Source organism: Streptomyces sp. NPDC005931, assembly GCF_042871235.1.
Taxonomy (GTDB): Bacteria; Actinomycetota; Actinomycetes; order Streptomycetales; family Streptomycetaceae; genus Streptomyces.
On record NZ_JBIAIG010000012.1, the window covers coordinates 15,471 to 33,577 of the forward strand.

At 73.0% G+C, this 18,107-nt stretch carries 16 protein-coding genes; 7 read left to right on the top strand and 9 right to left on the bottom strand.

Annotation, left to right across the window (positions count from 1 at the left end):
- The first annotated feature begins 221 nt into the window (after positions 1-221).
- From ACFYOV_RS25065 to ACFYOV_RS25085, 5 genes are all read left to right on the top strand, one after another.
- A complete protein-coding gene (locus tag ACFYOV_RS25065) occupies positions 222-983 on the top strand; it encodes a DeoR/GlpR family DNA-binding transcription regulator (protein ID WP_389090881.1) in 762 nt (253 codons plus the stop codon).
- A complete protein-coding gene (gene pfkB, locus ACFYOV_RS25070) occupies positions 980-1,927 on the top strand; it encodes a 1-phosphofructokinase (protein WP_389090883.1) in 948 nt (315 codons plus the stop codon). The genes ACFYOV_RS25065 and pfkB overlap by 4 nt, the downstream gene beginning before the upstream one ends.
- A complete protein-coding gene (locus ACFYOV_RS25075) occupies positions 1,924-2,451 on the top strand; it encodes a hypothetical protein (protein ID WP_389090886.1) in 528 nt (175 codons plus the stop codon). The genes pfkB and ACFYOV_RS25075 overlap by 4 nt, the downstream gene beginning before the upstream one ends.
- A 49-nt stretch (positions 2,452-2,500) precedes the next feature.
- Positions 2,501-4,732, top strand: coding sequence for a fructose-specific PTS transporter subunit EIIC (locus tag ACFYOV_RS25080; protein WP_389090888.1), 2,232 nt, complete (start codon positions 2,501-2,503; stop codon positions 4,730-4,732).
- A gap of 129 nt (positions 4,733-4,861) precedes the next feature.
- Positions 4,862-5,149, top strand: coding sequence for a hypothetical protein (locus ACFYOV_RS25085; RefSeq protein WP_389090891.1), 288 nt, complete (start codon positions 4,862-4,864; stop codon positions 5,147-5,149).
- 44 nt (positions 5,150-5,193) lie between these two features.
- Here the strand turns inward: ACFYOV_RS25085 and ACFYOV_RS25090 are convergent, their stop codons facing one another.
- The 3 genes from ACFYOV_RS25090 to ACFYOV_RS25100 all read right to left on the bottom strand — a co-directional run bounded on the left by ACFYOV_RS25090 (position 5,194) and on the right by ACFYOV_RS25100 (position 8,642).
- The gene (locus ACFYOV_RS25090) at positions 5,194-5,979 is read right to left on the bottom strand and encodes a DUF6227 family protein (protein WP_389090893.1); all 786 of its coding nucleotides are present in this window, start codon (positions 5,977-5,979) and stop codon (positions 5,194-5,196) included.
- A 222-nt stretch (positions 5,980-6,201) separates the two neighbouring features.
- Positions 6,202-7,419: an Ig-like domain-containing protein gene (locus ACFYOV_RS25095; protein WP_389090895.1), complete on the bottom strand. Its 1,218-nt coding sequence runs from the start codon at positions 7,417-7,419 to the stop codon at positions 6,202-6,204.
- A gap of 194 nt (positions 7,420-7,613) precedes the next feature.
- Positions 7,614-8,642, bottom strand: coding sequence for a P1 family peptidase (locus tag ACFYOV_RS25100; RefSeq protein ID WP_389090897.1), 1,029 nt, complete (start codon positions 8,640-8,642; stop codon positions 7,614-7,616).
- A gap of 62 nt (positions 8,643-8,704) precedes the next feature.
- On the opposite strand from ACFYOV_RS25100, the gene ACFYOV_RS25105 reads away from it, so the two are divergent.
- Positions 8,705-8,881, top strand: coding sequence for a hypothetical protein (locus ACFYOV_RS25105; protein WP_389090898.1), 177 nt, complete (start codon positions 8,705-8,707; stop codon positions 8,879-8,881).
- A gap of 40 nt (positions 8,882-8,921) precedes the next feature.
- Here ACFYOV_RS25105 and mscL read toward each other — a convergent pair whose 3' ends face one another.
- From mscL to ACFYOV_RS25135, 6 genes are all read right to left on the bottom strand, one after another.
- Positions 8,922-9,392, bottom strand: a complete 471-nt coding sequence (gene mscL / locus ACFYOV_RS25110; protein WP_389090900.1) for a large conductance mechanosensitive channel protein MscL — start codon at positions 9,390-9,392, stop codon at positions 8,922-8,924.
- A 141-nt stretch (positions 9,393-9,533) separates the two neighbouring features.
- Positions 9,534-10,082, bottom strand: coding sequence for a hypothetical protein (locus ACFYOV_RS25115; RefSeq protein WP_389091234.1), 549 nt, complete (start codon positions 10,080-10,082; stop codon positions 9,534-9,536).
- 452 nt (positions 10,083-10,534) lie between these two features.
- A complete protein-coding gene (locus tag ACFYOV_RS25120; RefSeq protein WP_389090903.1) occupies positions 10,535-11,392 on the bottom strand; it encodes an S-methyl-5'-thioadenosine phosphorylase in 858 nt (285 codons plus the stop codon).
- A gap of 152 nt (positions 11,393-11,544) precedes the next feature.
- Entirely contained in the window at positions 11,545-11,865 is a 321-nt protein-coding gene (locus ACFYOV_RS25125) for an FmdB family zinc ribbon protein (RefSeq protein WP_389090906.1), read from the bottom strand.
- Positions 11,866-11,932: 67 nt separating this feature from the next.
- The gene (locus tag ACFYOV_RS25130) at positions 11,933-13,222 is read right to left on the bottom strand and encodes an MFS transporter (protein ID WP_389090908.1); all 1,290 of its coding nucleotides are present in this window, start codon (positions 13,220-13,222) and stop codon (positions 11,933-11,935) included.
- Between the two features lie 270 nt (positions 13,223-13,492).
- Positions 13,493-15,037: a potassium/proton antiporter gene (locus ACFYOV_RS25135; protein ID WP_389090911.1), complete on the bottom strand. Its 1,545-nt coding sequence runs from the start codon at positions 15,035-15,037 to the stop codon at positions 13,493-13,495.
- 215 nt (positions 15,038-15,252) lie between these two features.
- Between ACFYOV_RS25135 and ACFYOV_RS25140 the strand changes: the two genes are divergently transcribed.
- Positions 15,253-18,060, top strand: a complete 2,808-nt coding sequence (locus tag ACFYOV_RS25140; protein WP_389090912.1) for a penicillin acylase family protein — start codon at positions 15,253-15,255, stop codon at positions 18,058-18,060.
- Positions 18,061-18,107 lie beyond the last annotated feature (47 nt).

Sequence of the window (18,107 nt, forward strand, 5' to 3'; positions counted from 1 at the left end):
CGCACAGACGGGGGGCCCGGCACCCACGGGGGGTGCCGGGCCCTCTGCCGTCGGCGGGCAGGTCGCTGATCGCGGGACGGATCACGGGCGGAATCCAGAAGTCAGACACAAACGGAAGTCCATTCATGCCCGGTCGCGCCCGACGGTGTTTACATATCGGACATTCAGGCGTACGCTCCGAGGTAACCCACACATTCGGGCATGGTCGGAGGCAAGCGGACATGTACGCACCGGAGCGCCAGCAGGAGATTCTGCGGCTCGCCCGCGACAGCGGCCGGGTGGATGTGGTCTCGCTGGCCGAGGAGTTCCAGGTGACGGCCGAGACCATCCGCCGGGACCTGAAGGCCCTCGACCGCGCGGGCCTGGTCCGCCGGGTGCACGGCGGGGCCATCCCGGCCGGACGCCTCGACTTCGAGCCCGACCTGGCCGAACGCGAGACCACCGCCGCCGACGAGAAGGACCGCATCGCCAAGGCCGCCCTCGCCGAACTGCCCGGCCACGGTGCGCTGATCGTCGACGCCGGTTCCACGGTCGCGCGGGTCGCCGGTGCCCTGCCGCCGGAACTGTCGCTCACCGTCGTCACCCACAGCCTGCCCATCGCGGCCCGCCTCGCCGACCACCCCGGCATCCAGCTGCACCTGGTCGGCGGTCGGGTACGCCACCGTACGCGCGCCGCCGTGGATGCCTGGGCGCTGCGCGCCTACGGCGAGATCCGTGCCGACGTGCTCCTCCTGGCGGCCAACGGCTTCTCCGCCGAGCACGGGCTGACCACCCCCGACCTCGCCGAGGCCGCGGTGAAGCGCGCCGCCATGGCCGCCGCCCGCCGCGTGGTGCTGCTCGCCGACTCGTCCAAGCACGGCCAGGAGCACTTCGCCCGCTTCGGCGACCTGAGCGACGTGGACCTGCTGATCACCGACAGCGGCCTGAGCCCCGACGACGCCGCCGCGATCGAGCGGGGCGGCACGGAGGTGGTGCGCGCATGATCCTCACCGTCACCCCGAACCCGTCCCTGGACCGCACCTACGAGGTCCCCTCGCTGGAACGCGGTGAGGTGGTCCGGGCCACCGGCGAGCGCTTGGACCCGGGCGGCAAGGGCGTCAACGTCTCGCGTGCCGTCGCGGCGGCAGGCCGGCGCACGGTGGCCGTGCTCCCCCTGGGCGGCGCGCCGGGCGCCCTGGTCGCCGACCTGCTCGACGCCCAGGGCATCGAGGTCGCGCCGGTCCCGGTGGCCGGGGCCACCCGCTCCAACATCGCGCTCGCCGAGGCGAACGGCGTACTGACGAAGATCAACGCGCCCGGCCCGGAGCTCACGGCGGCCGAGCGGGAGCTGCTCCTCGAGACGGTGCGGTGGCAGTCGCGCGGCGCGGACTGGATCGCCTGCTGCGGCAGCCTGCCGCGCGGACTCGCCCCCTCCTGGCACGCCGACCTGGTCGCGCGGGCTCACACCGCGGGCGTGCGCATCGCCCTCGACACGTCCGGACCGGCGCTCCTGGCGGCCCTGCGCGAGCGGCCCGACGTGGTGAAGCCCAACGCCGAGGAACTGGCCGGGGCCGTAGGGCGACCGCTCGCCACCGTGGGCGACGCGCTGAAGGCGGCCGAGGAGCTGCGCGGGATGGGCGCCCGGACCGTACTCGCGAGCCTGGGCGCCGACGGGCAGCTGCTGGTGGACGAGGACGGCACCTGGTTCGCCGCCGCCCGCGTGGACACCGTCCGCAGCAACGTCGGCGCGGGCGACGCCTCGCTCGCCGGCTTCCTCATCGCCGGGGGCCGCGGACCCGGGGCCCTCGCCTCGGCGGTCGCACACGGAGCGGCGGCCGTCCAGCTCCCCGGCAGCGTCATGCCGACGCCGGACGACGTGGACCCGTCCGGGGTGACGGTCACGGCGGAGGTGCCGGTGGACCGTGCGCTGACGGAGCCGGTGTCATGAGGGCGGGGTTCAGGCGGCTCGGCGGCCACGGCATCGGCGGTGCGGTGGCCGGTGGACTCGGCGTCATCGGCGGCGGGGACACCAGTGGGCTCGGGGACGTCGGTGACTCCGGTGACGTCGGCGGTACGGGGCCCGGTGGCGCGGGCGCCGGTGGCGTCGGCGGCGTGGACACCGGCGGGCTCGGTGACCTCGGTGACTCCGGTGACGTCGGCGGTCCGGGGGACGGTGGCGCGGGCTCGGGCGCGGGTGCCGACGGCACGGTGTCAGGCGGTGCGGGCGCGGGTGCCGACGGCCCGTCCCGCCGTGCGAGCAGCGGCTCGGACGGTGCCGCCGGCCCGGTGGGGGAGCGGCCCGGTGCCGCCTTACTCGCCGTACCCGCAGGGGGCGCGCCCGCCGGGGCCGCACTCGCGGGGGCTCTGCCTCCCGTGGTCGCACCCGCGGCGACCGCCGCCCCCGCCACGGCCCTCGCGGCCGGCAGCCCCTCCCTGGTCAGCCCCCCCACCGCATCCCCGTCCCCCTCCTGACTTCCGCCCACTCCACCGACCGGGCGATACGCGTGCGAAGGAGCCCGCGATGAGCGCAATGATCACCGCGGACCTGGTCGATCTCGACCTGTCCGCCGACACCAAGGAAGCGGCGGCGCGTGCCCTCGCCGAGCGCATGGTGGCCCTGGGCCGGGTGACCTCCCTGGAGGGCTTCCTCGCCGACGTGGCCGCCCGTGAGGCACAGATGCCGACCGGCCTCGACGGCGGCATCGGCATCCCGCACTGCCGCAGCGAGCACGTCACCGAGCCGACGCTGGCGTTCGGGCGCAGCACCGCCGGCATCGACTTCGGGGCGGCGGACGGCCCCGCCGACCTGATCTTCCTCATCGCCGCGCCGGCCGGTGCCGACGACGCCCACCTGACGATCCTGTCGTCCCTGGCCCGTCAGCTGATGAACGCCGAGTTCACGGACGCTCTCCGCTCGGCCTCCGACGCGGCGACCGCGGCCGCGCTCGTCCGCGGGGACGAGCCGGCCCCCGCGGCGCAGACCGGCTCGGGCAGCTCCGGGAGCGCCGAGGACCCCGGGAACGCCGAGGAGCTCGGAAACGCCGAGGGCCCGGGGAACGCCGAGGACTCCGCGAGCACCGGCGCCTCCCCGGCCGCGGCACCCTCCGTCACCGCGGCGGCGTCCCCGCTCCCCGAAGACTCCGTGGCGGTATCGGTGGCGGCCTCCGCCGGTGCCGCCACGGGCACCACCGGCACCGGCACCGGAACCGGCACCGACGGCGGAGCGGCCGGGAGCGCCGCAGACCGGCCGTTCCGGATCGTCGCCGTCACCTCCTGCCCGACCGGCATCGCCCACACCTACATGGCCGCCGAGTCGCTGGAGAACGCCGCCCGGGAGGCGGGCGCCGAAGTCGTCGTCGAGACCCAGGGCTCGGCCGGCTTCACCCGGCTCGACCCGGCCGTGATCGCCGCGGCGGACGGTGTGATCTTCGCCCACGACGTGCCCGTGCGGGAGAAGGAACGCTTCGCCGGGAAGCCCACCGTCGACACCGGCGTCAAGGCCGCCATCAACCGCCCCGCCGAGCTGATCACCGAGGTCCGCGCCAGGGCGGAGCGCGGCGAGGTCACCGCGGCCACCGCACCGGGCGCCACGCCCGTCGAGCGGGCCGGCGAATCCGGCGAGGGCTACGGCACCAAGCTCCGCAAGTGGCTCATGTCGGGCGTCAGCTACATGGTGCCCTTCGTCGCGGCCGGCGGTCTGCTCATCGCCCTCGGCTTCGCGATCGGCGGCTACGAGATCAACGAGGCGCCGTCGGTGATGGAGCGCTTCATGTGGACGCAGGCCGACAGCTGGGGCGCCCTGCTCTTCCAGATCGGCGCCGTGGCCTTCAACTTCCTGGTCCCGGTCCTGGCCGGCTACATCGCCTACGGCATGGCCGACCGGCCCGGACTCGTGCCCGGCTTCGTCGGCGGCGCGATCTCGCTGACCATCAGCGCCGGCTTCCTCGGCGGGCTCGCGGCGGGTCTGATCGCCGGTGCGGTGGTGCTGGCCATCCAGCGGGTGCGGATCCCGGCGGCGCTGCGCGGCATCATGCCCGTGGTGGTGATCCCGCTGATCTCCTCGGCGGTGGTCGGCTTCCTGATGTTCGTGGTGATCGGCAAGCCGATCGCCGAGGCACAGAAGGCCATGACCGACTGGCTGAACGGCCTGACGGGCACCAACGCCGTCCTGCTCGGCGCCCTGCTCGGCCTGATGATGTGCTTCGACCTCGGTGGTCCGGTCAACAAGGTCGCTTACACCTTCGCCACCGCCGGCATCGCGGTGGCCAACCCCGGCGACTCCGCGATGAAGATCATGGCCGCGGTGATGGCGGCCGGCATGGTTCCGCCACTGGCGATGGCCCTGGCCACCACGGTCCGCGGCAGGCTCTTCGACCGCACCGAGCGCGAGAACGGCAAGGCCGCCTGGGTCCTCGGCGCCTCCTTCATCTCCGAGGGCGCGATCCCGTTCGCCGCTGCCGACCCGCTGCGGGTGATCCCCTCGGCGATGGCCGGCGGGGCGGTCACCGGCGCCCTGTCGATGGCCTTCGGCGCCACCCTGCGCGCCCCGCACGGCGGTGTCTTCGTGGTCCCGCTGATCGGGAACCCGCTGCTCTACCTGGTCGCCATCGCTGCGGGCGTGTGCGTGACGACCGCCCTGGTGATCGTGCTGAAGGGCCTGCGCAGGCCGGCCCCGGGAGCCACGGTCGCTGCCGGGCCCGAGGCGGGCAGGCCGGCGGCGGAGACGGGGGCGAAGCAGCCGGTCACCGCCTAGTTCGCCCGGCGGGGAACGCCGCCTGCGCCCCTTTGGGGTGGCCTGAACCATTCGCCCCTAGTGCGATATACGTCACGCTCGTTACGGCCCGGGGTTCACCTCCTCGGGCCGTGGTGTGTACTGGGGCGCATGCCAAGGCACGACACGATGTCGAGGGTGACGGGGGCCGCCCTCCTCACCCTGGTGGCCGTGGCCTGCGTGGCGGGTCTGGCCGACGCACTGCGCCGGGGGCGCGGCCGACGGGTCCGCGAGCTCGCGCGGGAACGCACCGGAGCCGTCAAGCGGCACGGGAAGCGCAGGGCCCCGGCGATCCCGGCCCAGCGCCGGATGGGCCCACGGGCCGAATCGGTGCGGCTCACCGCGGCCGAGCGCGAGGCGTTCGCGGGCCTGGTGCGCCGCTTCGGCGAGGGCGGCTGAACCCGTCCGCGTCCCCTCCCGCGCGGGCGGCCTCGCCTCCGCCGTCAGGGAACCTGTGCCGCCCGGCGTTCCATCGCGTCACGGGCCGCGGCCTCGGTGACGTAGACCTCGCACATGTGCCGTCCGTCGGGCGTGGCCGTGTGCTCGACCTCCCACAGGGAGATCTCCCTGCCGTCGCACAGCAGGAACGCGTGCTCGTAGAGGGCGAAGCTCGACCCCGGACGCTCGGCGCGGCACGGCCGGCCGAAGGCCTGGGTGATCCGGTGCGCGCACGCCGTGGCCAGCAGCGCGGCCGTGTCCGCTCCCGGCCGGTCCGGGTTCTCCGCCCGGCGCAGCAGCCGCCGCGCGTGATCGGCCGAGTCGTCCGGCACGTACGCCGCCAGGGGTGCGGCCTCACTGAACCAGAAGGTGTCCCCGGGCCACGGCTCGACGAGCGGGGCGAGCTGCACCGTCACCGGGAGCTCGAAGTCCGGGGCGTCCGGCGGCAGCGGCAGCCGGGCGGTGGCGGCGCGCAGCTCCTCCTCGTCGACGTACACCTCGTGCCGGGGTTCGCTGCCCGGCGCGATGTTGTGGACCAGCTCCCAGAGCGTGAGCGCCGAGCCGTCGGCCAGCAGCCAGGTGTGCCGGTACGTCTCCCGGTGCAGGCCCGCGCTGTGGTGGGCGGAGTGCAGCGAGCCGTCGTACGCCAGCGCGCAGTCGAGCCGCCGTATCGTCTCGTCCGGCAGCTCGAAGGAGTTCAGGGCGCGGCCGAGGAGGCGCGCGAGGTGCTCCTCCGGAGACTCGGGCGAGTCCGGTGGTTCGTACGCTGCCGTCTCGTACGGAACGCTCAAGGTTTCTCCCGGCGTTGCTGCATGTCACCTTGTGGGTGCATACCGTAGCCCCTCGGTCGGGCATCATGTCCGGGAACCCGAAAAACGTGCGAAGGGAAAACGCGCGGGCCGCACGTACGAAGGGAAAACGCGCGGGCCGCGCGAGATGTTCCCGCGCGGCCCGGCTCACCGTCAGAAACCGCTGGTCGTAGGGGACTTGTACGTCCCCCGCCGCCACCGGCGTCAGACCGCGCTGCCCGCCACCCACTGGTCCCAGGGCATGTTCCAGCCGTTGAGGCCGTTGTCCGGGGACACCGTGCTGTCGGGGGAGTTCTTCACGATCACGACGTCCCCGAGCAGGGAGTTGTCGAAGAACCACTTGGCGGGCGTGGCCCCCTGGGCGCCCTGCACGTCCTGGAGGCCGACGCAGCCGTGGCTGGTGCCCTGTCGGCCGAAGGGCGGGTTGCCCTTCTGGTACCAGTAGTTGCCGTGGATGAACGTGCCCGACCGGGTCAGCCGCATCGCGTTCGGGACGTCCGGTATGTCGTACTCGGAGCCCAGGTTGACCGTCTGGCTGTTCATCCGGGTCTGCCGGAACTTCTCCGAGATCACCATCTGCCCGTTGTACGTGGTGTGCTGCGCGTCGCCGGCCGAGATCGGGATGGACTTCACCGTCCTGCCGTCCCGCACGACCGTCATCGTCTGTGTGTTCGCGTCGACCGTGGACACCTGGGAACGCCCGACGGTGAAGGTGACCGTCTTCTGCTGCACCCCGTGCACGCCGTTCGCCCCCTCCACGCCGTCCAGGTCGATCTTCATCGTGACCTTGGAACTGGCCTTCCAGTACTCCTGGGGCCGGAAGTCGAGGCGCTGCGCGCCGAACCAGTGCCCGACCACCTTCTGTCCGCTGCTGGAGGTGACGGTGATGTGCGACTGCACGGCCTTCTTGTCGGCGATGGCCTTGTCGAAGGTGAACGACACCGGCATCCCCACGCCGACCGTCGTGCCGTGGTCCGGCGTGTAGGTGCCGATGAAGCTGTTCGCCGACGTCACGGTGGTGAAGCTGGAGTTGGCGGCGGAGGTGCGGCCGTCGCCGTCCTCGGCGGTCGCCGCTATCCGGTACTGCGTCCCGCGTTCCAACTGCTCCTTCGGCTTCCAGCTGCGGCCGTCCGCGGAGATCGAGCCCGGCACGGCCGCGCCCGTTCCCGCGACCGTCATCTTCACGTCGGTCAGCCGGCCGCCGGTGACCTTAACCCCGGTCGCGTTGATGGACGCGCCGGTCGAGCCGTCCTTCGCCGAGATGGCTATCCTCGCGACGGACGTCCTCGTGGAGCCCCTGCCGCCCCTGCCGTCGTTCTCGCTCTCGGCGCCGGCGCCGCACGCGGTCAGGGTGAGGGCGCCGACCACGAGGGCGGCACAGGCCGCCACCGCGCGCCGCGCTGCAATGTCCGGCGTTGTCACGGGCTGCTCCAGGTTCGTGTGATGTGGGTGATCCGCTCCAGTACGTCGAGGAAGAGGGGCCCGGCGCCGGGTGGGGTTCCACCCGTCCGCCGTTGACGCCATGGCGTGACAGAACCGCGACAAACGCCTGCCGGGCCGGGGTGGCACCGGCTCGGTACCGGCGGGGAACCGGGCCCGGTGCCCGTGCAGCGCCGCTACCGCGCCCCGTACAGCTCCTCGTACGACGGCCAGGCTCCGCCCGGCCCGGCCACCGGGGTGGCGGCCCGCACCGCGCGGACGATCGCGCGCGTCACCGTGTCCGCGCCCGCCGCGAGGAGGTCGTTGAGGGCCAGGGGGCTCTCGGTGGCGAGTGGGCGGTCGCCCGTGGCCAGGGCGAACACCGTGTCACCGTCGTTGAGCAGATGGACCGGCCGCACGGCCCGCGCGATGCCGTCGTGCGCGGTGCCGGCCAGCTTCTGGGCCTGGGCCCGCGACAGGGCCGCGTCGGTGGCGACCACCGCGAGCGTCGTGTTCAGCGGCGGCGGCGCGTTCCTGGCGGCGGACCGCGCGAGCCCGCGCAGCGCCGCCTCGTGCACCTCCGGTTCCGGATAGCGCACCCGGCCCTGGAACAACTCCCCGTACAGCACACCGGTTTCCGGATCCACCGCCGACCCGGCGGCGTTCGCCACCACCAGCGCGGCCACCGTGATCCCCGAGTCCAGGACGGTGCTCGCGCTGCCGATCCCGCCCTTGACCGGACCGACCGTGGCCCCCGTGCCGGCGCCCACACAGCCCTGCGGCACCGGAGCCCCCGGCTCGCTCGCCGCGGCCGCCTCGACCGCGGCCCGGCCGGTGGCCGCGTCCGGCCGGGCCGCGAAGTCGCCGCCCCGGCCGAGGTCGAAGACGCAGGCAGCGGGGACCACCGGCACCACGTGCGCCGGGTCCGGGCCGACGCGCACTCCGCGTCCCCGCTCCTCCAGCCAGGCCATCACCCCGGACGCCGCGTCGAGCCCGTAGGCGCTGCCCCCGGTCAGCACCACCGCCTCGACCTTCTGCACGACGTTGCGCGGATCGAGCGCGTCGGTCTCCTTGGTGCCGGGGCCGCCGCCGCGCACGTCCACGGCGGCGACCATCCCGCCCTCCGGGGCGAGCACGACCGTGGTGCCGGTGAGCCACCCGCCGCCCGTGCGCGTCGCATGTCCCACGCGCAGCCCGGTCACATCCGTCAGAGCGTCAACTGTCATGGCGCCAGTCTCGTCCAGTCCCCGGCCGCCGCCGGGCCGTTCCGGGCCGTACCCTGGGACGCATGAGCACCGACCCCGATCCCCGGCCGCGCCGGCCGAGGCCCGCGCTGGTCTTCGACGACCCGCTGGACCAGCAGTCCTCGGACGACACGGACCGCGGGTGGGGCGAGCGCCCGTCCGGCGACAGCGCGTCGGACCTGAAGCGCTTCCTCGACGAGAAGCCGCCCCACCACATCTGACCCCGGCCGTCCGCCCGGTCCGGGCGAGGGCCGCCGACCGCTATCGCCCGTCGCCGTCCGCGCCGCGCTGCCGGACCAGGGCGTCGCGGATCTCCTTGAGCACCTCCAGCTCGGAGACCTCGACCACCTCCTTCGCGCCCTCCTTCGCCTTCCTGCGGGCCTCGACCCGGGCCAGATACTTCGCCATGGGCAGCACCATCAGGAAGTAGACGACCGCTGCGGTGATCAGGAACTGCAGCGTCGCGCCGAGGACGGAACCCCACAGGATCCGCACGCCCGTCGCCGCGTCGCCGGTGCCCGTGCACGGGCCCTTCAGGCAGGATGCGTAGCTGTCCAGATTCTTGGTCCCGAACGCGCCGACCAGCGGATTGATCACGCCCTTGACGACCGCGTTGACGATGTTCGTGAAGGCGGCGCCGATCACCACCGCCACCGCCAGATCGACGACGTTCCCGCGCATCAGGAAGGCCTTGAAGCCCTGCCAGACGCTCGTCCCCTGCTTCTCGCTCACCCCGGAGCCCTTCGTCGCGTACACAGCTCGTGGAACAAAACGCTCCGCAACCTACGTCAGGGCCGTGCCGCCGTGTCCTCTCGGGGGGCACGATCGCGGGACCGAGCGGGCCTGCACCCTGTGCAGCGGCCCTCCTCCCGCTCACCACAGCGTCAGCGCCAGACGGGCCGAGGCGCTCGCGCCGGCCAGCCCGGCGGCGGTCGCGCGCGGCACCGACAGCACGACCAGGGCCCCGCTGCCGGACGCGTCCTCCACCGGTTCGGGCACCGCGCTCACCCGTGCCCCGCGCGCGACCACGCGGGCCGCACCACCGGCCACGCCGTCCCCGGCGGCGATGACGTCCACCCGGTCCCCGGGCCGCAGCAGCCGCACGGTGGCCGCGTCGGCGATCCGCACGGGTGCCGTGACCGACCCGCCGGTCCGCCGGTCCGTCGCCGTCTGCCGGCCCGTAGCCGACGGGGCCGCGCGGGCGGGGTCGGCGCCCTCGGGCCGGCCCCGGGCGGCCTGATCGGTGTCCCGAGGCCCGGCCGCCACGAGCGCCGCAGCGGTGACGGCGAGCCCGACCGCCACGGCCCGCCGGCGGTGCCGCACGAGCCGCCCCGCGCCGGTCGGTCCGCCGCGCACCCGCACCGGGGCGAAGGGCGGCACCTCGCGGGTGGGCGGTACATCGGCGCCGGGCGGGCGCGGCAGGCCGGGGCCGGAACCGCCCGGGCGGGCACGGTGCGTACCCGCCGCCCAACGAGGCGCCGTGGGACGCGGATCAGCGGGGGAGGGGGAGCTGAGCTGGGACGGAGGGTGCGACACGGGGACCACCACCTGCGACGAGGGATCGGCTTGCGATCCCCACGATGAGGCCTCGCGCCGCGCCCCGCCGGAGCCTGTGGATGCCCCACCGCCTTGTGGAAAACCCCCTCACCGGAACGGGCAGGTCCGCCCGCCCTCGGCCCACGCCCGCCCTCTCACCGACGCCCGCCCTGCTCCCGACGCCCGCGCTCCGCACCAGCGCCCGGACCACACCGGCACCCCCCCACCGGCGCCTTCACCCCGCACGGGCGCCCTCGCACCACACCGGCGCTCCGTCCTCGTATCCACCTCTACGGCAGCGCGAACCCCGCACCGGCGCTCCACCCCCGTATCCACCTCTACGGCAGTGCGAACCCCGGATCCATCCCGCCCAGTGCCGACGTGCAGAGGCAGTCCCGCTCCTCCGTCGCCGGCAGTGCCGCCACCGCGTCGAACAGGACCCCGCGCAGCCGGTCCACGTTCGCCGCGAAGACCCGGAGGACCTCGTCGTGCGAGACGCCCTCGCCGGTCTCGGCACCGGCGTCCAGGTCGGTGACCAGGGCCATTGACGTGTAGCAGAGCTCCAGCTCGCGGGCGAGGGCCGCCTCGGGGTGGCCGGTCATGCCCACCACCGACCAGCCCTGCGCCTGGTGCCACAACGATTCGGCGCGGGTGGAGAACCGGGGCCCCTCCACGACGACCAGCGTGCCGCCGTCCACCGGCTCCCAGTCCCGCCCGCGTGCGGCCTTCAGCGACGCCGAGCGGCCGGTGGGGCAGTAGGGGTCGGCCAGCGACACGTGCACCACGTTCGGCACCGTGCCGTCCGGCAGCGGCAGTCCGTCGAAGTAAGTGGCCACCCGGGACTTCGTGCGGTCGACCAATTGGTCCGGCACCAGCAGCGTGCCCGGCCCGTACTCGGGGCGCAGACCGCCCACCGCGCACGGCGCGAGCACCTGGCGCACGCCGACCGACCGCAGCGCCCACAGGTTGGCCCGGTAGTTGATCCGGTGCGGCGGCAGGTGGTGTCCGCGACCGTGCCGGGGAAGGAAGGCGACCCGCCGGCCGGCCACCTCGCCGAGGAAGAGCGAGTCGCTGGGCGCCCCGTAGGGGGTGTCCACCTGGACCTCGGTCACGTCGTCGAGGAAGGAGTAGAAGCCGGAGCCGCCGATCACGCCGATCGCGGCCTCCGGCCGGGGAGTGTTCGCCTTGTTCGCCATGCTCCGCACCCTAACCGCACCCCGGAAACGCCGAGGACCCCGTCGTCGAACGACGACAGGGTCCCGCAAGAATCCGGCCGCGTGGCGGTGGTGCCGAGACGCCCCCGACGGTGGTCCGGAGTCCGCCCGCGGCGGAGGCGCCGAGTCAGGCCCTACGCGGCGGTGGTGCTGGCGGAGCTGCCGGAGCTCGACGACGCGCTCGAACCCGAGTCCGAGGAGGTCGAGGAGCTCGACGAAGAGGAAGCGGAAGCGGAGCCGGACGACTTCGACGACGCCGGGGAACTGCTCGACGAGGAGCCGCGGCTGTCGTTGCGGTAGAAGCCGGAGCCCTTGAAGACAATGCCGACCGCCGAGAACACCTTCTTCAGGCGGCCCTCGCAGCTCGGGCACTCGGTCAGGGCGTCGTCGGTGAACTTCTGCACCGCCTCGAGGCCCTCGCCGCACTCGGTGCACTGGTACTGGTAGGTGGGCACTGTCTTCCTCCTGGCACTCTCACTCAATGAGTGCTAACGACGGTCCATAGTGACCTATTCCTTGCGCTCAGTCCACTGCGACGGGCGAGCGGTGACCCACGCCACGTGCGACGGTGCGCCCGCGCGGGGCCGGTGCCAGCCGGGACCGCAGCGCCAGCAGGGTCACCAGGGCGAGCACCGTGCCGCCCATCGGCACCAGGAAACCGGCGCCGTCCCAGAGGCGGTCCTCCAGCTGCCCGGCGATGGTGACGGCGGTCGCCTGGCCGAGCGCGACCGCACCCGTCAGCCACGTGAACGCCTCGGTGCGGGCACCGGCCGGGACCAGGCTCTCGACCAGCGTGTAACCGGTGATCAGCGCGGGCGCGATGCACATGCCGACCAGCAGTCCGAGCGCGCCAAGGAGCAGCGCCGAGTGGGCGGTCCACAGGGCGGAGGCGGCCAGCGCGAGCGCCGCGTACCCGAGGAGCAGGCGCCGCTGCGGGGCGAGCTTCCAGGCGATCGCGCCGCAGGCGATGCCGGAGAGCATGTTGCCCGCGGCGAAGACGCCGTACAGGACGCCGTTCAGGCCGGGCTCGCCGATCGACTCGGTGAACGCGGCCAGTCCGACCTGCATGCCGCCGAAGACGGAGCCGATGCCCAGGAAGGTGACGATCAGGACACGCACCCCGGGCACGCGGAGCGCGGAGGCGTGCCGCACGCGCGCGTGCCCGTCGGCGGCGGCGACGGGCGGCTGGGTGCTCTTCCGGGCGGCGAACAGCAGACCGCCGACCAGGGTCAGCGTGGCCTCGGCGACCAGGCCGGCGGCCGGGTTCACGGTGGTGCACAGGGCGGTGGCCAGCAGGGGGCCGACGACGAAGGTCAGCTCGTCGGTGACGGACTCGAAGGCCGCCGCGGTGGTCATCAGCGGGGAGTCCTTGAGCTTCACGCCCCAGCGGGCGCGCACCATGGGCCCGATCTGCGGCACCGAGGCGCCCGTGGGCACGGCGGCGGCGAACAGCGCCCACAGCGGGGCGTCGGCCAGCGCCAGCGCGGTCAGGGTCAGCCCGGCCACGGCGTGCACGAGGACGCCGGGCACGAGGACGACCCGCTGCCCGTAGCGGTCGGCGAGACGGCCGCTGTACGGGGCGAACAGCGCCATGGAGACGCCGGTGGCGGCCGCGACGGCGCCGGCCGCGCCGTAGGAGCCGGTGGTGTGCTGCACCAGCAGCACGATGGAGAGGGTGAGCATCGCGAACGGCTGGCGTGCCGCGAAGCCGGGGAGCAGGAACGTCCAGGCGCCGCGGGTGCGCAGCAGTTGTCCGTATCCCGGGCGGGAGGTGGCCGCCGATTCCTTCGACGTGGTGACCGTGGATGCCACGGCCCGTGCCTTTCTGCCGCCTGGTAGCGGGCCCCCGGGGATGCGGGCGGGCGCGCCGAGAGCTGTCCTCTTGCGCTGACTGCGGTAGATACCGGTGCCACAGCTCAGGGCGTGCCGGCCGCCATACGGTCGCGCCAGCTCTGCGTCAGGCAGAGTTGGTTCGATCTGGTGTCGCCTGCATTGTATACGGGTCGCGCTCCGGGTGCCTGTGAAAGTGAGCACCACCACGGCCCGCACCTGTGAATAGGGGGCGGCGGGTCGTGCCCCCGCCTACGTCCCGTCCGTCCCCAGCCACCCGGCCAGCTTGCCGCCGCGGCCCACCGCGCGCAGGCGGCGTTCGGCGGCGTCCCGCACCGGGTCGGTGGCGACGACGAGCAGTTCGTCGCCGCGGCGCAGCACCGTCGAGGGCAGCGGCACGAAGGACGTGCCGTCGCGGACGACGAGGGTCACCGCGGAGCCGGCCGGCAGCCGCAGCTCGGCGACCTCCACGCCGTGCATCTTCGACCCCTCCGGGATGGCCACCGACAGCAGGTGCCCACGCAGCCGCTCCAGCGGCGCCGACTCGATGCCGAGGTCGGCGGCCTCGTCCCCCTGGCCCAGGTGCAGCTTGCGGGCCAGCCAGGGCAGCGTGGGTCCCTGGACCAGCGTGTAGACGACGACCAGGACGAAGACGATGTTGAAGATCTCCCGGCTGCCCTCGACGCCGTTCACCATGGGGATCGTCGCCAGGATGATGGGCACGGCGCCGCGCAGCCCGGCCCAGGACATCAGGGTCTGCTCCTGCCAGGGCACCCGGAACGGCACCAGGCACAGCACGACGCTCAGGGGACGGGCCACCATGGTCAGCGCCAGCCCGATGACCAGCGCGGGCACGATGTCGTCGCCCAGTTCGTGCGGGGTGACCAGCAGGCCGAGCAGGACGAACATGCCGATCTGGGCGATCCAGCCGAGCCCCTCGGCGAAGCCGCGGGTGGCGGGCCAGTGCGGCAGCCGGGCGTTGCCCAGCACCATCGAGGCGAGGTAGACGGCGAGGAAGCCGCTGCCGTGGGCCATGGCCCCCGCGGCGTAGGCGACGACCGCGATGGCCAAGACGGCGATGGGGTAGAGACCGGAGGCGGGCAGCGCCACGTGCCGCAGGCCCCAGGCGCCGAGCCAGCCGACCGCGAGTCCGACGGCGGCGCCGATGGCCAGTTCCAGGACTATCTCGCCCAGCAGGACGTACCAGTGTTCGACGGGCCCCGCCGTGGAGAAGGCGACGACGAGGATGACCACCGGGGCGTCGTTGAATCCGGACTCGGCCTCCAGCGTGCCCGTCACCCGCGCGGGGAGCGGGATCCGGCGCAGCACCGAGAAGACGGCCGCCGCGTCGGTCGAGGACACCACCGCGCCGATGATGAGGGCCTGCCGCCACTCCAGCCCGACCAGGAAGTGCGCCGCCGAGGCCGTGAGCCCCACGCTCACCGCGACCCCGGCCAGCGCCAGCGTGGAGGCGGCGGGCAGGGCGGGTCTGATCTCGGTCCACTTGGTGCCCAGACCACCCTCGGCGAGGATCACGACCAGGGCCGCGTATCCGATGACCTGCGTCAGCTCGGCGTTGTCGAAGTGGATGCCGCCGACGCCGTCCTGCCCCATGGCGATGCCGATGCCCAGGTACACGAGCAGGCTGGGGAGCCCGCTGCGCGACGAGATCCGGACCGCTGCGACGGCGACGAGCAGGACGAGCGAGCAGACGAGCAGGAGCTGGTTGAGGTGGTGGACAGTCAGCGGCCGTTCCCTTCCCTGGCCCGTGCACGCCGCGCACGGGCTCACGTACATCGCACACGAAGCTGTCGCTTTCGCGGCAAACTACTTCGTTACCTTACCTAACTCTTGACGATTTCTTGACATTCGATGGCCCGGATCGAACGCCAGTCCGGGCCGGTTCCCGACTCCGCGTCAAGTGCCGCGGGCCCCTGCGCCTATCGTTGCTCCAGCGCTCAGTTAAAAGCACAGCCCGACCTGCCGCTCGCGTTAGGACAGCAAGGACAGCGATGCCCACCGACACCACCGCCTCCACGGGTCAGCAGCCCGGCACGTCCGGCAGGAAGAAAGGGCGAAAAGCCCGACTGATCGTGCTCGTCCTGGTGCTGGCCCTGATCGGCGGTGTCGCCTACGGCGCCTACTGGTCCATCAGCACCGTGCGCGCCTCCTTCCCGCAGACCGAGGGCTCCCTCAGGCTGCAGGGGCTGTCGGGAACCGTCGACGTCAAACGCGACGGCAACGGCATCCCGCAGATCTACGCCTCCACCGACGAGGACCTGTTCATGGCGCAGGGATACGTCCAGGCGCAGGACCGGTTCTACGAGATGGACGTGCGCCGGCACATGACCGCCGGCCGGCTCTCGGAGATGTTCGGCAAGAGCCAGATCGACAACGACGAGTTCCTGCGCACCCTCGGCTGGCACCGGATCGCCGAGCAGGAGTACGAGAAGAAGCTCGCCCCCTCCACCAAGAAGTACCTCGAGGCGTACGCCAAGGGGGTCAACGCCTACCTGGAGGGCAAGCAGGCCGAGGACATCTCCCTGGAGTACGCGGCCCTCGGCTTCAGCAACGACTACAAGCCCGGCCCGTGGACCCCGGTCGACTCCGTGGCCTGGCTCAAGGCGATGGCCTGGGACCTGCGCGGCAACATGCAGGACGAGATCGACCGTGCCCTGATGACCAGCCGGCTCGGCCCCAAGGAGATCGCCGACCTGTACCCCGGCTACCCGTACGGCCGGAACAAGCCGGTCGTCCAGGAGGGCGCGTACAGCGAGCTCACCGGCTCCTACCAACGGGACGGCGCCGCGAGCGGCTCGGGGACCGGTACGGAGACGGGGACCGGCGACGGCCTCGGCACGGGCAGCGGGACCGGCGCGGCGGGCACCGGAACCGGCCAGGCCGCCGGCGGCTCGGGCGGCTCCGCCCTCGAGAGCCAGCTGACGGGCCTCCAGCGGGTGCTGGAGGACCTCCCCACGGCCGTCGGCGTCAACGGCGACGGCATCGGCTCCAACTCCTGGGTCGTCTCCGGCGCCCACACCATCACCGGCAAGCCGCTGCTCGCCAACGACCCGCACCTGTCGGCCTCGCTGCCCTCCGTCTGGTACCAGATGGGCCTGCACTGCCGCAGCGTCTCCAGCACGTGCCGGTACGACGTCTCCGGCTACACCTTCGCGGGCATGCCCGGCGTGGTCATCGGTCACAACAAGGACATCGCCTGGGGCCTGACCAACTCCGGCGTCGACGCCACCGACCTCTACCTGGAGAAGATCACCGGCGACGGCTACCAGCTCGACGGCAAGGTGGTCCCCTTCACGACGCGCGAGGAGACCATCAAGGTCGCCGGCGGCAGGGCCGAGAAGATCGTCGTCCGTGAGACCGACAACGGCCCCCTGCTGTCCGACCGTTCCGACGAGCTGGTCAGGACCGGCAGGAAGGCCGCCGTCGACAGCGCCGCGCCCGACCGGGGCGACGGCTACGGGGTCGCGCTGCGCTGGACCGCGCTGGACCCCGGCCGCACCATGGACTCCGTCTTCGCGATGAACCGCGCGAAGGACTGGGACGACTTCCGCGCGGCGGCCACCCTGTTCGAGGTGCCCTCGCAGAACCTCGTCTACGCGGACACCAAGAACCACATCGGCTACACCCTGCCCGGCAGGATCCCCACCCGCGCGAAGAAGCACGACGGTTCCGTGCCCGCGCCCGGCTGGGACTCCGACTACCGCTGGACCGGATGGATCGAGCAGGACGCCCTGCCGTACGAGTACGACCCCGAGCGCGGCTACATCGTCACCGCCAACCAGGCCGTCGTCGGCAAGGACTACCCGTACACGCTGACCACCGACTGGGGCTACGGCGCCCGCAGCCAGCGGATCACCGACCTGATCCAGTCGAAGATCAAGGACGGCGGCAAGATCTCCACCGACGACATGCGGCAGATGCAGCTCGACAACAGCAGCGCGATCGCCAAGCTGCTCGTGCCGGAGCTGCTGAAGATCGACGTCGGTGACAAGGACGTGCGCGAGGCGCAGAAGCTGCTGGAGGGCTGGGACTACACCCAGGACGCCGACTCGGCCGCCGCCGCCTACTTCAACTCCGTGTGGCGCAACGTCCTCAAGCTGGCCTTCGGTCACAAGCTGCCCAAGGAACTGCGGGTCAAGGGCCAGTGCCTGTGGGTCGACCCGGTCAGCACCACCGGTCCCGCCGAGGAGGCGGGCAAGGTCCGCGAGTGCGGCCTGCGCGACGCCGACCAGGCGCAGCCCGACGGCGGCGACCGCTGGTTCGAAGTGGTCCGCGGGCTGATGGACCAGGAGGAAAGCCACTGGTGGACGACGCCCAAGGCGGGCACCCGGCCGGCGGCGGAGAACCGTGACGAGCTGTTCAAGCGCGCCATGATCGACGCCCGCTGGGAACTCACCGCGAAGCTGGGCAAGGACATCGACAGCTGGAGCTGGGGACGGCTGCACCGGCTGTTCCTGAAGAACCAGACGCTCGGCACCGAGGGCCCCGGCTTCCTCCAGTACGTGCTCAACCGCGGCCCGTGGAAGCTCGGCGGCGGCGAGGCGACGGTCAACGCCACGGGCTGGAACGCGGCCGGCGGCTACGAGGTCGTGTGGGTGCCGTCCATGCGGATGGTGGTCAACCTCGGCGACCTCGACAAGTCCCGCTGGATCAACCTCACCGGTGCCTCCGGACACGCCTACAACGCCCACTACGTCGACCAGACCGACAAGTGGGCCAAGGGCGAGCTGCTGGAGTGGGCGTTCTCCGAGAAGGCGGTCCAGGACAGCACCGGCGACACGCTGCAGCTCAAGCCCTGACCCTGTCGGCGCCACGACGGAGGCGGCCTCCACGCGTGCGTGGAGGC

What these genes read in the sequence shown, in the direction of transcription:
- ACFYOV_RS25065 (WP_389090881.1), top strand. Translation starts at nt 222, where the DNA reads ATGTACGCACCGGAGCGCCAGCAGGAGATTCTGCGGCTCGCCCGCGAC.
- pfkB (WP_389090883.1), top strand. Translation starts at nt 980, where the DNA reads ATGATCCTCACCGTCACCCCGAACCCGTCCCTGGACCGCACCTACGAG.
- ACFYOV_RS25075 (WP_389090886.1), top strand. Translation starts at nt 1,924, where the DNA reads ATGAGGGCGGGGTTCAGGCGGCTCGGCGGCCACGGCATCGGCGGTGCG.
- ACFYOV_RS25080 (WP_389090888.1), top strand. Translation starts at nt 2,501, where the DNA reads ATGAGCGCAATGATCACCGCGGACCTGGTCGATCTCGACCTGTCCGCC.
- ACFYOV_RS25085 (WP_389090891.1), top strand. Translation starts at nt 4,862, where the DNA reads ATGCCAAGGCACGACACGATGTCGAGGGTGACGGGGGCCGCCCTCCTC.
- ACFYOV_RS25100 (WP_389090897.1), bottom strand. Translation starts at nt 8,642, where the DNA reads ATGACAGTTGACGCTCTGACGGATGTGACCGGGCTGCGCGTGGGACAT.
- ACFYOV_RS25105 (WP_389090898.1), top strand. Translation starts at nt 8,705, where the DNA reads ATGAGCACCGACCCCGATCCCCGGCCGCGCCGGCCGAGGCCCGCGCTG.
- ACFYOV_RS25120 (WP_389090903.1), bottom strand. Translation starts at nt 11,392, where the DNA reads ATGGCGAACAAGGCGAACACTCCCCGGCCGGAGGCCGCGATCGGCGTG.
- ACFYOV_RS25135 (WP_389090911.1), bottom strand. Translation starts at nt 15,037, where the DNA reads ATGTACGTGAGCCCGTGCGCGGCGTGCACGGGCCAGGGAAGGGAACGG.
- ACFYOV_RS25140 (WP_389090912.1), top strand. Translation starts at nt 15,253, where the DNA reads ATGCCCACCGACACCACCGCCTCCACGGGTCAGCAGCCCGGCACGTCC.